Origin of the sequence: Paraburkholderia sp. Ac-20342 (genome assembly GCF_017104985.1) — a bacterium.
Lineage (GTDB): Bacteria > Pseudomonadota > Gammaproteobacteria > Burkholderiales > Burkholderiaceae > Paraburkholderia.
The window spans coordinates 41,466-55,863 of record NZ_JAAGPQ010000032.1 but is presented as its reverse complement, the minus strand read 5'-3'; the positions used below and the strand labels follow the sequence as shown (position 1 = coordinate 55,863).

Here is a 14,398-nt window from a genome sequence, read left to right as displayed (position 1 = left end):
CGGCCCCCACTCCGTGGAACCCTGCACGTCACGCCAGGCAAGAAACGTGAGCCACCCGTGCAAGGCATCGGGCACGCGCGATGCTGTCCGCGCGCGGGGTTGAACCGCAGCGCTCCCGCGCCTCAGTCTGGCTCCCGATCAATCCTCGTCATCGGTCCACGGAATATCGACGTCCGAGATAAACGCGACCGTCGCGAACGGTCCTCCCTCATGACGTCCGATCTTGCCGTCGGCGCGCTGCCACTCGACGCGGAACACCGTGCCCGGATCGTCGGCGATAAGCCGCACCGTGCGCACTTCGTCGGGATCGGTATCCTCGACCGGACCGTCGAGCGAAATCAGCAATGCCTGCGGCCACAAACCATCGGCGGGATCGTAGATCCTGTCGCCGTCGTGGATCAACGTGAAGGCTTCCACGCCGATGGTCGCCGACGCATCGACGATCATCTTGGCCAGCGCGCGCAACAACGCGGTTGCGCGTGCCGAGTTCGCCTGACGGATCGCCAGATCGCCGCGCGTCAGCGCCTGTTCGAGTTTGGGATTGGTTTTTTGCTGCGCCATTCGATGTCCTGGTCCTATTGCTCTGTTGTGAGCGAACGCCTCGTACCGATGAGGGTGCGCGCTTCTTGTCCGGGTCGATATCCGCCGTCGATGTGCATTGCAGCATCGCGGGCGGACGGCGTTACCGTGCTGCCTCTGCGTGGTTCTTCCGCGAGCTTCCTGAGTTATCTCTGCGCCGTTTTTCGTGACCTTTTACGCAATGCATTGTCGAGGGATGCCGCTGTCCACCACAGTGTAGGCCGTGATTCGGCATCCTGGAGAACATTTGCCGTTGGGTGTCGCACATGGCCATGCGGCCATTGTGACAAAAAAGCCCGGCTTCTAGAATCGCTCTCAATGACAGGGCATGACACGCATGACGATCTCGTCAGCCTCCCGAGCCATCCAGCCCACCCCGCATCGGAGACATCCATGAGTCGCAACGAGGCGATCGAGCACGCAACCCGGCATTTCGAATCCGGCGCCTTTCTCGCCGACCTGAACCGCCGCGTCGGCTTTCGCACCGAGAGCGAGGAAAGCGGTCGCGACGCGCTGCTGCGGTCCTATCTGAGCGACGAAATCGCGCCCGAAGCCGCGCGCCTCGGGTTCCAGACGCGCATCGTCGATAACCCGGTGAACGGCTTCGGACCGTTCCTGATCGCGAACCGTCATGAAGGCGACGCTCTGCCGACCGTGCTGATCTACGGCCACGGCGACGTCGTGCGCGGCTACGACAGCCAGTGGCGCGCGCCGCTCACGCCGTGGGCCGTGACCGTCGAAGGCGAACGCTGGTTCGGCCGCGGCACCGCCGACAACAAAGGCCAGCACACGATCAACCTCGCCGCGCTCGCGAGCGTGCGCGAGGCGCGCGGCGGCAAGCTCGGCTTCAACGCGAAGCTGCTGATCGAGATGGGCGAGGAAACCGGCTCGCCGGGGCTCGATGCGATCTGCCGCGCGCAGCGCGACGAACTGGCCGCCGACGTGCTGATCGCCTCCGACGGCCCGCGTCTCGCCGCGCACCGCCCGACCGTGTTCCTCGGCTCGCGCGGCGCGGTCAATTTCAGGCTGTCGCTGAACCTGCGCGACGGCGCGCACCATTCGGGCAATTGGGGCGGCCTGCTGCGCAATCCGGCCACCGTGCTCGCGAGTGCGCTCGCGAGTCTCGTCGATGCGCGCGGCGTGATCGCGGTCGCAGGCTTGCGTCCGCCGCCGATTCCCGAGGCCGTGCGCCGCGCGCTCGCCGACATCGCAGTGGGCGGCGGCCCCGGCGACCCGGCCATCGACGACAACTGGGGCGAGCCGGGTCTCACGGCGCCCGAGCGTGTGTTCGGCTGGAACAGCGTCGAGGTGCTCGCGTTCAAGGCCGGCAATCCCGAGAACCCGGTCAACGCGATTCCGCCGGCGGCGTTCGCGGTTTGCCAGCTGCGCTTCGTGGTCGGCACCGATTGGGAGAACCTCGGCCAGCATCTGCGCGCGCATCTCGACGCGCATGGTTTTCAGCTCGTCGAACTCGACGTCGAACGCGGCGCGCCGGCCACGCGCCTGAATCCGGACGACCCGTGGGTCGAATGGGCGATCGCGTCGCTCGAACGAACCACGGGCAAGAAAACCGCGGTGCTGCCGAACCTCGGCGGCACGTTGCCCAACGACGTATTCGCCGACACGCTCGGTCTGCCGACGATCTGGGTGCCGCATTCGTACCCGGCCTGCTCGCAGCATGCGCCGAACGAGCATCTGCTTAGCCCGGTCGTGCGCGAGGGATTGCGGATGATGGCGGGACTGTTCTGGGATCTCGGCGAGAATGCGCCGCATGGGGCGACGCGCGAACCGACGCATGAGCCCAGGAACGCAGCGGCAGATGCAGCGAGGGCCGCGGGCTGAAACAGCTTCACGGGCGTGTCCCGGCAGACCAGCCCGGCCCACCGGAACACGCAGCGCTCACCTCGCCCTCACCTCACGCTCAAGGCGCCGGGCTCGGCTGCAATTCGTGCAGCTGGTCGATTTCCGCCAGCGCTTCCGCCGACAGCGTCACCTGCGCGCTCGCGATGTTTTCCTTCAACTGCTCGAGCGAGGTCGCGCCGACCAGGGTACTCGTCACGAACGGGCGGCTGTTGACGAACGCGAGCGCGAACTGCGCGGGCGACAGGCCGTGACGCTTCGCGAGTTCGACGTAGCGCGAGGTCGCCTGCATGGCCTGCGGCTTGCTGTAGCGCTGGAAACGTTCGAACTGCGTGATGCGCGCGCCGGCCGGACGCGCACCGCCTTCGTACTTGCCCGACAGCCAGCCGAACGCGAGCGGCGAATACGCGAGCAGGCCGATGCCATCGCGATGCGCGAACTCGGACAGGCCCGCTTCGTAGGTACGGTTCACGAGGTTGTACGGATTCTGGACGCTGACGATGCGCGGCAGGCCGAACTTTTCGGCCGCGCGCAGGAATTGCGCGACGCCCCACGGCGTTTCGTTCGACACGCCGATGTGACGCACCTTGCCTTGCTTGACGAAGTCGGCGAGCACCGCGAGCGTCTCTTCGATCGGCACCGTGTACGCGTCGTCGACCCACGGATACAGGGGGCGGCCGAACGTCATCGTGCTGCGATCGGGCCAGTGCATCTGATACAGATCGACGTAGTCCGTCTGCAGACGCTTGAGGCTGCCGTCGAGCGCCTCGGTCAGATTCTTGCGATCGAACTGGTTGGCCTCGCCGCGAATATGGCGCGGGTTATGCGGTTGACGCGCGGGCCCGGTGATCTTGGTGGCGAGCACGATCTTCTCGCGCATGCTGCCGTGCTGCGCGAGCCACGTGCCGATGTAGCGCTCGGTCGAGCCCTGCGTCTCGGCGCGCGGCGGCACCGGATACATTTCAGCAGTGTCGATCAGATTGACGCCGTGATCGAGCGCGTAGTCGATCTGCGCATGCGCTTCCTGTTCGGTGTTCTGCTCGCCCCACGTCATGGTGCCGAGACCGATCTGGCTGACTTTCACGTCGGAGTCACCGAGTCTGCGGTATTCCATTTAGCTTGTCCTGTCGAATAGATGAACGGAAAGCGCAGACGTTACCATGCCGGCGCCCTGCCTGCAGCACGGCTAGAATACGGTGCCTGCGCGGAACCCAAGCCGGACCGGCGCTGCCGGGCCTCGATGGTCGTGCTCGCGGCCGCGCCTCGGGCCCGATCCTTCGCGGCGCGCTTCATGAACCTCGCGCCGGCTTCCCGGCAATTACCCCGCATGAATCCTCCATGAATCCCGAACAACTCGAACTGCTGGTCACGCGCGTGATGCCCTTCGGCAAATACAAGGGCCGCGTGATTGCCGATCTGCCTGGCCACTATTTGAACTGGTTCGCGAGCCAGGGCTTTCCGCCTGGCGAAATCGGCCGTCTGCTCTCGTTGATGCAGGAGATCGATCACAACGGTCTGAAGCCGTTGCTCGATACATTGCGCAAGCGCGAAGCGGGCGCTTAGGCACGGTTCGGGCGTCGCCTAGGGGAAACGTTAAAGCACTATTGAAGCGACGTTGAAGCGACATTAAGGCAGCGCCGGACATACGCCGGCACCCTCGCGTCGAAAGCCATCCGGAGCGCCGTGAAGCCCCGCTGAAAGTCGCCTTGCAGGCCCGCTGCAAGCAAAGCGGCGCCGTACAAATTTATACAGTCTTTTTCTTGCGTGTCGCGAGTGCGTAGCCTTTAATGCGCATAAGTCATCGCGCGATGAAGCTCGCCGCACGAGTGAAATGGAGCGAACCGCTCGCTGCCTCGCACTCGCCGCTCTCGGCTTCCGGCTTCGCGCGCGACACCTCCGACCGCGTGATTGCCTGCCTGTCCATGCCCGCATTCAATCTGTCCGCCCTGCTTGAATTTATCGGTCACGATCTGTCGCCCGTGCGCGCGGTCATCGTGTTCTTCGTGATCGGCTATGTGATCGTCGGGCTGCCCGTGCATTTCCGCCAGGGCGCGGCATCGCGCGATATCTGGGGCACGGCCGCCGGCGTGACGATGGCCGCGCTCTACGCGGCGTTCATCGTCGGCGTGTACCCTGCGCTGCATCACGCGGCGGCGATCCCGCGTTGACGCGCGCTACGTTTTTATCCGCTCGTGCCGGTGCCGGTGCCGGTGCCGGTCATGTTCGCTGCGTGCCGGGATCAAGGCGGGTTGTTTACGTCGGCTTCCGGTAGTCCTCTCTCCTGCGATCTCTCTTCTCGCCGCCTCATTTCCCGCGCCGCTCCCAGTTCCGCCCCCAGCCCCGTCAACAACGGTTCGAGCAACTCCGCGCGCGGCTGCCAGCGACGTATCGAAGTCCGGTAAAGCGGACGGCGCACCTGCGCCGAACTCGCGGTGCTCACGCGCCGCGAAGTCCGGTAAAACGCGCGACAACGCTCGTCCCAGTCGAGTCCGCAATGCGCGAGCAGACGACGCACATTGGCCTCGAAATCGTCGACCAGGTCTTCGTATTCGATCTCGATCATCACGCCTTCGGGCAGCACGCGCCGCCAATGCGACATCAATGCATCGTACGCGCGGTAATAGCGGCCCAGTTCGCCGAGATCGTAGCCGAACGGCACGTCGTGGAAAATCCGCGAAAAAATCGACAGACAGGTCTGCAACGGCGAACGGCGACAGTGAATGAAGCGCGCATTCGGCAGCGCCAGATGAATCAGGCCGACGTTGATGAAATTGAACGGATATTTGTCGGTGAAATGGGTGTGGCGCGGTGCGGCGTTCCCCGCGCGCGCCCCGGTTTCCGCCAGCACGCATTGCATCCGTTGCAGATAGTCGGCGCCCAGCGTGCGCCATTGCGCGGCGCCGGCCTGCTGCAACGCTTCGATATCGATCCGCAACGGGTCGGCAGCGTCACGGCGAATGCACGTCACCAGCGCCTCGCCGAATTCGGTGCGCTCACCCGCGCCTAACACCTGGGGATGACTCGCGAAAATCTGCTCGATCAGCGTCGAGCCCGAACGCGGCATGCCGACGATAAAAATCGGCGCCGCCGATGGATCGCCGAGACCTCGCGCAGCCGCCAGCGTATCCGCGCTGAGCAACCCGGGCAGGCTCGCGAACAGTCCGAGCGATTCGGCCTCGTTGTAGCGCAGGCCGGCGCGAAACAGCGCGTTGCCTTTGAGCAGATGATCGAACGATTCGTCGTCACGCCCCACGCCCGACAGCGCCGCGGCGTACGCGAAATGCAACTCGGCCTGTTCGGCGGGATTGAACGATGCCGTATCGGCGGCAAGCTGTGCGAGCCGGACGAACACGGGGTCGTCGGCGGCAAGGTGCTGGATCTGCACGAAATTGCGGTAATAGAGCGGCACGCGCGGCGCCCCGTCGATCGCGCGCCGATACGCTTCATGCGCTTCCTCGAAGCGGCCGAGCGCCTGCAGACAGTTGCCGATGTTGTTGTGCGACCCGTCGGCGCGCGGATTGACACGCACCGCCTCGCGATAGGCATCGACCGCCGGTTCCAGCCGGTTCATCCGTTCGAGCGTCCAGCCGAGCCCGTGGTGCAGATCGGCGTTACCGGGATCGCATGCAATGGCCTCGCGATAACGGACTTCGGCTTCGGAGAAACGGTCCAGCACGACCAGCGTCGCGGCAAGGCGCTCGTGATGGCCGGCATCGGCGGGTTCGAGCGCGCATGCGGATTGGAAACAGCGCAATGCGGCTTCGTGCTCCGCGCGTGCGAGGCAGGCGTCGGCTTCGGCGCGCCATTGCGCCGCGGTGGCCGGCGGAGGATCGTGCTTCATCGAGAACTGGATTCGGGCAGGCGTCGCCCGGGCGGCCCGATAACGGCTCGAGGGCGGGTACGTTCTTTTCTTCCGGATTCGGCATGCGCAATCGCATGCGCAGGGTTATCGAACGGCCCGGATTCAAAGGCTCATTGTCTGGGCCGAAATTAGCAGCCACGCCCTTCAGTTGCGTTTCGAATCGTTAACCAAGTGTTACCGCGGGGTCGTCTCGTAAGACGCGGCAAGATTGCGGCCAAGGTTGAGCATGACGGCATTCGACCGCGTAGCATGAGTGACGACCGTGTCCCGATGCGCTCGCGCGGTAACGCGCGGACACAAATGCCACTGAACTCCACGGCGCGCGGTTTTTCTCACGTATATATGAAGGAGAAAATCGTGAGCAGGCTCATTGCATCGATGACGCTGCTAGCGGCGGCAGCGAGCTTGACCGGATGCGTGGTCGCGCCGCCGGCGGGCTACGCGTACGCACAACCGTATTACCCGTACGCATACGGCCCGCCCTATGCGCCGGTGTACGGCACGGTCGACGTCTGGGGCGGTTTTGGCGGTCCGTGCTGCTACTACCACGGCGGCCACGGATACGGGCACGGCGGCGGCTGGCATGGCGGCCATGGCGGCTGGCACGGCGGCGGACATGGTGGTGGAAGTTCGTGGAGTAGCGGCGGGCATGGTCATTGAGGTGGCGTGCGAGGCGGCGCGGCCCGTCATGCCGTGACATGCATGCAATGACCGCGACAGCGGCGCCCCGTGGCTCGCCGTCGGCCCACGCCATCGGCAATTTACGGCGTTGCGGTAAAATTAGCGTTTTGAATCAAGCCCCGCCGTCCCATGTCTGTACCTCGCACTCCCAGCCCGCGTCGCATTTCCGTCGCGCCGATGATGGACTGGACCGATCGCCATTGCCGTTCGCTGCATCGCATGATTTCGCGCCATACGTGGCTTAACACGGAAATGGTGACGACCGGCGCGCTGCTGCACGGCGACGTGCCGCGCCACCTCGCGTTCACGCCCGACGAAGCTCCCGTCGCCCTGCAACTGGGCGGCAGCGAGCCCGATGACCTCGCGCGTTCGGCGAAGCTCGGCGAGCAATGGGGTTACGACGAAATCAATCTGAACTGCGGCTGCCCGTCCGAGCGCGTGCAGCGCGGCGCATTCGGCGCGTGTCTGATGAACGAGCCGCAGCTCGTCGCCGATTGCGTGAAAGCGATGCGCGACGCGGTCTCGGTGCCGGTGACGGTCAAGCACCGGATCGGCGTCGATACGGTCGAGGAGTATGGCTTCGTGCGCGACTTCGTCGGCACGATCGCGCAGGCCGGTTGCGAGGTGTTCATCGTTCACGCGCGCAATGCGATCCTGAAGGGATTGAGCCCAAAGGAAAACCGCGAGATTCCACCACTCAAGTACGACTACGCGTATCAGTTGAAGCGCGATTTTCCGCAACTCGAGATCATTATCAACGGCGGCATCAAGACGCTCGATGAAGTCGAACAGCATCTTCAGCACGTCGATGGCGTGATGCTCGGACGCGAGGCTTATCACAACCCGTATGTGCTCGCCGAGGTCGACGCGCGCTTCTACGGCTCCAGCCAAACGCCGCCGACGCGCGACGAAGTCGAAGCGAAGCTGATCGAATACTGCGCCGCCGAAATGGCGCGCGGCACGTATCTCGGCGCGATCACGCGTCATGCGCTGGGGCTTTATCGCGGCGAAGCGGGTGCGCGCGGCTGGCGGCGCGTGCTGTCCGATAGCAAGCGGCTCGCGGCGCGCGATCTGTCCATCTTCAACGAAGCAAGACAGCATCTGCGCGAGCCTGTCGAAATTTCTGAATAAAGGACTAGGCAAACGCAAATCTAGTCCCTATAATCTCGTTTCTTCGTCGGCGAGACAGGTTTTTAAAGCAAGTCAAGCAGATGTTAGTGGTGGCTGTAGCTCAGTTGGTAGAGTCCAGGATTGTGATTCCTGTCGTCGTGGGTTCGAGTCCCATCAGCCACCCCAAGAAAGATATTAGAATCAAGTGGTTGGCAAACAAGAGCCGTTCCAGAATGTGAAATTCGGAACGGCTTTTTTGTTTTCGGAATCTGATGCTTCTCGGTGCGAGCCGCCATACTGTAAGGGCATACAGTGTTTTGGCGGTCCTATTCGGTCGCGCTCGCGGCCTTCGCTTTGCGGCGGTCGTAATATCGATGCGTCGTGGCGGGGTTCGCATGAGCCGCGAAATCGTATGCATCGCTCTCGCGGCTGACCAGCTTCGCAGTGATCGCGGCGGGCCGGATGTCGAGCATCGAGAAGTACGCCGGATGGTCTGTAATCAGCAACTTGACGGTGTCGGCCGCCGGGCTATCGATGCGCTTCGCTTTGCGTTGCGCGGCCTCGCGTTTTTTCTTCTCTTCAAACTCTTTCGCGATCGCTGGATCGAACGCACCGATGTAGGTGTACATGGCGTCCTGCCACACTGACCCCCAGCCGCTTTTCGAATAGACCTGGCCGCGGCGATTCGGAAAGAGGAACAGGCTCTCGACCCTCCGGTCGCGCCGTGCGCGCTCGACGACTACGCGCAGGCGCGGCGACCAGTACCGCAGCTTCTGAACTTCGGCTTCGCCTCTTTTGCGCTTGGCGCTTACGACGCGCACGCCGGCGTCCGTGAGCCCTGACATATGGAACGGCCGAATCTCGGCGGCGCGGAAGCCGGTCAGATAGCAAAACATCGCGGCGAGCCCCATCGTTCGATATGCCTGAGGCTGTCGAAGCGACCAAAGGTAGAACCGCACTACCTGCGCGCGTTCCACGGTTCTAACGTCTGCATCCGCCTGGTTCAGCATCATTCCGATGAACGGGTTCTGCTTGATTTCCCCCCAGCGAATAGCGTAGTTGCAGATAGTCTGCATAAGCGCCATGTCTTTGTTCGCGCCGATCGGCGCGCCGGCCTTCGCACGTTGGTCGAGAAACTGGTAACCGTGGAAGGTTTCGAGCTTCTTCGGATCCATACGCCCGAAAAACTTCGTGAGGCGGTCGTATGCGCCAGCGCGCACTGCCAGCCCGTCTTTTGACTGGTCGCGAAAGTGCGTCTGCGCAACATCCGTTTTGAAGCGGTCAATCATGTCGGCGACCGAACCCACGAGGATCTTGCCAGCCTGCATGTCGAGCGCCTTCCGTTTCGCGCTGCGCTCCGCTGCGGCTATGGTGGCTCGATCGCCGAGCTTTGCAGATGTAAGCGTCTCGCTGCGGCCGTCCGGGTGCTTGTACCAGAACGATATTTTGCGGGCGCCATACCGCTTGTACAGTCGATCGATACCCGTAGATTCGTTGGTCGCGACGTGAACGTTACGCGAAGGCTTGGAGGTTCGGACCGGCATCGTATTTCGTGGATTGCTTTTCTGTTGAGACACCCAACTTCTGGTCTCGATACTCGCGCGCGACCTTCGGCAGGCCGTTCTTGTCGACGACGAAGCGCCAGTGGTTATCTTTCAGCCAATGCGCCATGGCGGCGCGCTGATTTGATTTGCAGCCAACGAGGTCCGCAAGTTCATGAGCCGTCAAATAGTCCGACATCAGGCCTCCTCGTCCGCGTGCTGCTCACCCGCAAAATGCTCAAACTGCTCTGGCGTGAGCAGCGGATAATCACCGGCATCGCCCTTTAGCTCGATCGCGACCGGGCCGTGCCGCATGTCACCAGTCATCGTGCCGGCGAGTTCGCGGCGTTCAGCGTCATTGAGATTTCGCCACTTGGCTATCTGGTAATAGCCGACAAGCAAGCCACGAGGCGCGCCCTGTTGAACTGCACCGACAGCAATACCGCGGGCATCACACCAGGCTTCGGCGGCGCGGCACGCCTCAAACGATGGAGTTTGATCGAAGGTGAGTTTCATCGAGCGGGCTCCTTGAAAAGGCAGCTCAACTCCCACTCATTCACGATCGGAGCGAGAATTTTTCTAAGTCGATCGTCAACCTGAGTTGCGGCGATTGCCCAGCCGGCGCAAAGATCCGTAGGTGTGCCGTTTTCGTCGAACTCCTGATGGCAGTGAAACGGCGTGCCATCGAGCGTGCATTTCAGGGCATCCATTACGGTAGGCAGACATCCGTTCGGAAACGTTCCAGCCGTGAATGCGCAGCTTTTGCAGCGCGCCTTGTGGTCGGGAAACTGCGCGCGTACGATAGGCTCGGCTTTATCCGTGAGTCGCGCGAGTTGCGCGCCGAGAACGTAACCTTCGGGCGATGGCCGGTTGGGTGTCAATTTCGATTCACTCACGATCACCTCCGCTTGCAGGCTGCTCATCCGATGCTTTGCGAGCGGCGTCAACGGAGGCGATAACTTCGGCTTCAACCGCGCGCGCAAACTCATGGACGCAGGTCGAATAGATGCCGCCGGCCGCGTTACGGCAACCATCGTTCGCGATCATGTCAATCTGCTCATCCGTCAGCGTCGCACCGTCTTGCGGTGCTGCTGCGCCACAGTACTTGCATTGGCTTTCGCCGTGCCTTCCGTAAGGTCCGTAACTGCAACTTCCAGATTGAGCGGCGCACTCTTGAAAGTCCCCCTTCACCGTCGCTTGCGGTGCTGCCGCGCTGACCGGCTTTGCGGCGGCGACGACAGGCTCACCGAGATCGTAAATGGTCACGCCGCCGATCTCGAACTGAACGCTCCAGATACCGTCCTGAGACCATTCGTCATCGTTCTCAATGTCGCCCCGATAGGCCTCTCGAATGTCTGCTGGCGCGTCGGACGGACGCGTGTAGATCATGCCGAGCACGGCATCCAGCAACTCGTCCCGAACCTGCGCGAATGCGACTTGTGGATGATCCGTTTCACCGTAACCGATGACGATATAACGCGGAAACGTCGCCCCACTATCGGCTACTGGTGTAGGTGCGGCCAGAGCGCGCTTTGCCTGTTCCTGCATGCGGTGCGCGACGTTTATTTCACGCTGCCAATAAGCAACAGTGTCGCTATCGTCGGCATCTTGGGCGGCTTCCCGTTGAGCAGCAAACCCCGCAACGATGTTGTCGTGGTGCGATACAACATCAAGCAAGCACTCGCGCGCATCATCCGTCAACGCCGAGCCCTGCTCGTCCTGCGCTTCCGCCGATGGCGCGGCAGCGGCGGCTTGCAGTGCGGCGCGGGCGGAAAGGAATGCTGCAATGCCAGCTTCGTAACCATCCAAATAGGCCGATAGTGCGAGAGGCGTTATTTCGCGATACATTTGCACCTCTGCCCGCCATTTCATCTGTGCGTCGCCCATATCGAAAAGCGCTGCGCTTACTGCAGTCTCATCACGTTTGACGAGCTCGGGGATCAATGACAAAGGCGCGTCAGACTGCGCATCCGCTGGCGCGGCAGCCGTGCTTGCAGATAGCAGGGCGCGGTCGAGTGCATAAATTGCGCGTGCAAATTCGTAGATGCTTCCCGTATAGATGCCACCTGCAGCATTTCGACATCCGAGGTCGGCAATGACTCCATCGATTCGGTCGGCCGTCAGTTTCAGTTCATCCGTCATATCGGCTCCATAGAGCTTGGTGGTGGGGGCGGTCACTTTCGCATCTCCAATTCAGCTACTTGACTCTCCAACTCGTCGACGCGCTCTCTCAGCACTGCTCGACGGTTGTCGTCTTTTCGCGGCAGTTCAACCGTGCGCCATTCATCAGTGCCGTTGAGGGCGCCTTCCGCACGCAACTGAATCCAGCGAACACGACGGGTCTGCTGGCGGGAATTGCGGGCCACCCTTGCGATGTGGTCGAGTGCATCACGCAGTTCGGCAACCTCAGCCATGATCGATTCGTGGCTCACGATTCCTTCTCCATGCCCGATGAAGTAGCGCGGTCACGCTCAGATTCGAGCGCTGCCGCCGCCATCAGATTGACATGTAGGCCGAGCGCGACGGAGAAGCGAGCTGCCAGCACTAGGCTCATCTTGTAGCCTTTGTGGTTCTCGACTTCCCACACGTAGGACTTCGAGCAGCCGGCCGCGTCGGCCACTTCGTCGAGAGTCATGCCGAGCGCTTCGCGGCGCGATTTGATCAGGTCGCCGAGCTTCATGATTGCGCCTCAGGCGGTCGGCCAGCGTGTACCCAATGGGGCAAAGCGTCAAGTTCGGCTTGAGTCATTGGAAGCGGCGGCGATCCCTTCCCCTCTGCCACAGTCGCGGCAGCTTGACTATCTGCTGCGGGGGATGCGAGAAGGGCTCGAAGCCTTACGATAGCCTCATCGCTATCAAGCGCCTCGCGCTCGGCCAGTTTGAGCGCCCATTCCAGATCGGATCGCTGCTCACCAGCCAGCGGCACAGTCTCGGCTACGCGAGGGAGAGGAGCGGCGTAGAGCTTCGTGCCGGGCGCAGGCATCTTGCCTTCACGCCATGAAACCTCTTTAAGCTCAACGCCAAATAAAACGATTTCGCCCACAGGCTCCTGCACCGCCCCACCAGCAGCTATCGCGGCGCGGTACGCGTTCATCAACGCGATACGTGCGTTAGCGCGTTCGTCGTGTGTGCCGTCCTTCTGCGCACACTGATACGTGTCGATCAATTCGCCGAATTCGGCCAAGTCGGGCGCGGCGTCTGCCTGCGGTGTGGGTGCATCGAAGCCATAAGGACCACACAGCGCGTAGACGGCGTTCTGCACTAGCGCGTCAGGATCGAAGTCGCTTTCTTTGCCGCACATCGTTGCGCCGCGAATGGCATAGCGCACCGCTGCGACGACGGCATCGCGTTGAGCATGCGTAAGGATGGGATGAGGCGTATCAGCGCCCGTCTCGCGCGCGCTGTCCCATTCCGATGAGCGAGGCGCGTATAACCAATGATCGGCTGGAAGCCGAAGGCTTGCGACTGAAAATGCGCTTCCGTCCGGGAGAATGGTGGTGCTCATCCCTGCTTCTGTACTAGTGGTGTTGTCCATGGTGTCCTCTGGGGTTAGGCGGTCAGATCGATTGCTTCGCGCGAGGCGCGGATGAATTCAGCCGCCGCCTCTACGTTGATTGCGTTTCCGTAGCCTCGAAGGGTTCCGACGCGGTAGGCTTTTGCTCGCTTGAGACTTGCACCATCAAGGCTTGCCAGTTCTGCCAGTCGTCGAAGTTCGGGGCTGAGCTTGCCCATTCCGGCCGGTAGGCCTGCAACCAGCGGGGATGTTCCGGGTTCAACTGGCCGCCACTTTTCATCCCGGCAGAACAACCAGTCAGCAACTCGCCAGAAGCCGTTAGTCGGGCCGGCCCCGCCATCTGAACTACATCGTTCAGATTCGCCATTCCGTGGCCCTGAGCCTTCTTCTCTGCGATGTACGCTTGTGAATGAGCCGGGAAGTGATCCCGAGCGCATGGCGTCGGCCAACTCGTGAGCGTCGCCATCGCCGCCAAATCGGGCCCGTGCGATCGCATCGCTTCGCGAATCCCGCCCTCCGTCGATCGCACGCCCTTGTCCGCTAACGCCGATGTGGGTGTCGGCCATCCCGCGAGTACCGCTGCGTGATTGAGCGTTATGTTCGTCGTCTCGAAGTCCGCCGCTGGCTTGCGCAGTGCGTCCGTGGTCGTGGGCCAGCCTGCCAACCAAGCCGCTCGGCCGAGCAGCGCGTTGACCTCGACGTTGGCGCACTCCGCGCCGTCTTTGTGATCGCGCGCAGTCGGAGTCGGCCACGAAGTAAGCGCGGTCGCGGATGTGCGGAGCGCCGACGCCCGCAGACGGGAAAGGGTCCGCCCCGAAGGCGTAACCCAATCCTTCCAGGTCAGTCGAAACAAGGTCGATCCACGGTTCAACATCCTTGCTTGCAACCTGCTCGCCAAAGATAATTGGAGGGCGACGCTCGCTGATGAGCCAGTGCCAGAAAGGCCAGAGGTGCCGCTCGTCATCAAACCCAGCGCCTTTGCCTGCCGCGGAGAAAGGTTGGCACGGACAGGAACCAGTCCAAACAGGTCGATCATCTGGCCAGCCGGTGAGTCGGAGTGCGATCGACCATCCGCCGATTCCGGCGAAGAAATGGCAATGCGTGTATCCGCGAAGGTCGTCTGGTCGAACATCCTCAATACTCCGTTCGTCTACGTCGCCGGGAGCGATGTGCCCGGCGTCTATCAGGTTGCGCAGCCACTGTGCGGCGTACTTGTCGATCTCGTTGTAATAAGCGGCCACGCTGTCTCTAT

At 62.5% G+C, this 14,398-nt stretch carries 17 protein-coding genes and 1 tRNA gene; 6 read left to right on the top strand and 12 right to left on the bottom strand.

Features of this window, described 5'->3' with window-relative positions:
• Nucleotides 1-138 precede the first annotated feature (138 nt).
• Nucleotides 139-561 carry a hypothetical protein gene (locus G3N58_RS15365; RefSeq protein ID WP_167038580.1) on the bottom strand — a complete coding sequence of 141 codons (423 nt, stop codon included), beginning with the start codon at nucleotides 559-561 and terminating at the stop codon, nucleotides 139-141.
• Between the two features lie 411 nt (nucleotides 562-972).
• Between G3N58_RS15365 and G3N58_RS15360 the strand changes: the two genes are divergently transcribed.
• Nucleotides 973-2,421, top strand: a complete 1,449-nt coding sequence (locus tag G3N58_RS15360) for a M20 family metallopeptidase (RefSeq protein ID WP_205999558.1) — start codon at nucleotides 973-975, stop codon at nucleotides 2,419-2,421.
• A gap of 79 nt (nucleotides 2,422-2,500) precedes the next feature.
• Here G3N58_RS15360 and G3N58_RS15355 read toward each other — a convergent pair whose 3' ends face one another.
• Entirely contained in the window at nucleotides 2,501-3,553 is a 1,053-nt protein-coding gene (locus G3N58_RS15355; protein WP_167038582.1) for an NADP(H)-dependent aldo-keto reductase, read from the bottom strand.
• A gap of 224 nt (nucleotides 3,554-3,777) precedes the next feature.
• Here G3N58_RS15355 and G3N58_RS15350 point away from each other — a divergent pair, with 224 nt between their 5' ends.
• Both G3N58_RS15350 and G3N58_RS15345 read left to right on the top strand, forming a co-directional pair.
• Nucleotides 3,778-4,002 carry a DUF3820 family protein gene (locus G3N58_RS15350; protein WP_205999557.1) on the top strand — a complete coding sequence of 75 codons (225 nt, stop codon included), beginning with the start codon at nucleotides 3,778-3,780 and terminating at the stop codon, nucleotides 4,000-4,002.
• Between the two features lie 245 nt (nucleotides 4,003-4,247).
• Entirely contained in the window at nucleotides 4,248-4,607 is a 360-nt protein-coding gene (locus tag G3N58_RS15345; protein WP_241017120.1) for a hypothetical protein, read from the top strand.
• 71 nt (nucleotides 4,608-4,678) lie between these two features.
• Here the strand turns inward: G3N58_RS15345 and G3N58_RS15340 are convergent, their stop codons facing one another.
• Entirely contained in the window at nucleotides 4,679-6,280 is a 1,602-nt protein-coding gene (locus tag G3N58_RS15340) for a sulfotransferase (protein ID WP_205999556.1), read from the bottom strand.
• 378 nt (nucleotides 6,281-6,658) lie between these two features.
• Between G3N58_RS15340 and G3N58_RS15335 the strand changes: the two genes are divergently transcribed.
• The 3 genes from G3N58_RS15335 (at nucleotide 6,659) to G3N58_RS15325 (ending at nucleotide 8,278) form a co-directional block, all read left to right on the top strand.
• Nucleotides 6,659-6,961: a hypothetical protein gene (locus G3N58_RS15335; protein ID WP_205989984.1), complete on the top strand. Its 303-nt coding sequence runs from the start codon at nucleotides 6,659-6,661 to the stop codon at nucleotides 6,959-6,961.
• Between the two features lie 150 nt (nucleotides 6,962-7,111).
• Nucleotides 7,112-8,113: a tRNA dihydrouridine(20/20a) synthase DusA gene (gene dusA / locus G3N58_RS15330; protein WP_205999555.1), complete on the top strand. Its 1,002-nt coding sequence runs from the start codon at nucleotides 7,112-7,114 to the stop codon at nucleotides 8,111-8,113.
• 89 nt (nucleotides 8,114-8,202) lie between these two features.
• Nucleotides 8,203-8,278 (top strand) — tRNA-His (locus G3N58_RS15325).
• A 140-nt stretch (nucleotides 8,279-8,418) separates the two neighbouring features.
• Here the strand turns inward: G3N58_RS15325 and G3N58_RS15320 are convergent.
• Genes G3N58_RS15320 through G3N58_RS15280 form a run of 9 tightly spaced genes read right to left on the bottom strand, consistent with a single transcriptional unit; the run spans nucleotide 8,419 to nucleotide 14,387 of the window.
• A complete protein-coding gene (locus G3N58_RS15320; RefSeq protein ID WP_205999554.1) occupies nucleotides 8,419-9,636 on the bottom strand; it encodes a hypothetical protein in 1,218 nt (405 codons plus the stop codon).
• Nucleotides 9,605-9,832 carry a DUF4224 domain-containing protein gene (locus G3N58_RS15315; RefSeq protein ID WP_205999553.1) on the bottom strand — a complete coding sequence of 76 codons (228 nt, stop codon included), beginning with the start codon at nucleotides 9,830-9,832 and terminating at the stop codon, nucleotides 9,605-9,607. The genes G3N58_RS15320 and G3N58_RS15315 overlap by 32 nt, the downstream gene beginning before the upstream one ends.
• Nucleotides 9,832-10,149, bottom strand: a complete 318-nt coding sequence (locus tag G3N58_RS15310; RefSeq protein WP_205999552.1) for a hypothetical protein — start codon at nucleotides 10,147-10,149, stop codon at nucleotides 9,832-9,834. Before G3N58_RS15310 ends, G3N58_RS15315 begins: the two co-directional genes overlap by 1 nt.
• Nucleotides 10,146-10,556, bottom strand: a complete 411-nt coding sequence (locus G3N58_RS15305) for a hypothetical protein (protein ID WP_205999551.1) — start codon at nucleotides 10,554-10,556, stop codon at nucleotides 10,146-10,148. Before G3N58_RS15305 ends, G3N58_RS15310 begins: the two co-directional genes overlap by 4 nt.
• Nucleotides 10,522-11,811, bottom strand: a complete 1,290-nt coding sequence (locus G3N58_RS15300; protein WP_205999550.1) for a hypothetical protein — start codon at nucleotides 11,809-11,811, stop codon at nucleotides 10,522-10,524. Before G3N58_RS15300 ends, G3N58_RS15305 begins: the two co-directional genes overlap by 35 nt.
• On the bottom strand, nucleotides 11,808-12,065 hold the full coding sequence (locus tag G3N58_RS15295; RefSeq protein WP_205999549.1) for a hypothetical protein: 258 nt from the start codon (nucleotides 12,063-12,065) through the stop codon (nucleotides 11,808-11,810). The genes G3N58_RS15300 and G3N58_RS15295 overlap by 4 nt, the downstream gene beginning before the upstream one ends.
• On the bottom strand, nucleotides 12,062-12,313 hold the full coding sequence (locus G3N58_RS15290; RefSeq protein ID WP_205999548.1) for a helix-turn-helix transcriptional regulator: 252 nt from the start codon (nucleotides 12,311-12,313) through the stop codon (nucleotides 12,062-12,064). The genes G3N58_RS15295 and G3N58_RS15290 overlap by 4 nt, the downstream gene beginning before the upstream one ends.
• Nucleotides 12,310-13,167, bottom strand: a complete 858-nt coding sequence (locus G3N58_RS15285) for a hypothetical protein (RefSeq protein ID WP_205999547.1) — start codon at nucleotides 13,165-13,167, stop codon at nucleotides 12,310-12,312. Before G3N58_RS15285 ends, G3N58_RS15290 begins: the two co-directional genes overlap by 4 nt.
• A gap of 14 nt (nucleotides 13,168-13,181) precedes the next feature.
• Nucleotides 13,182-14,387 carry a DNA cytosine methyltransferase gene (locus G3N58_RS15280; RefSeq protein ID WP_205999546.1) on the bottom strand — a complete coding sequence of 402 codons (1,206 nt, stop codon included), beginning with the start codon at nucleotides 14,385-14,387 and terminating at the stop codon, nucleotides 13,182-13,184.
• Between the last annotated feature and the right edge of the window lie 11 nt (nucleotides 14,388-14,398).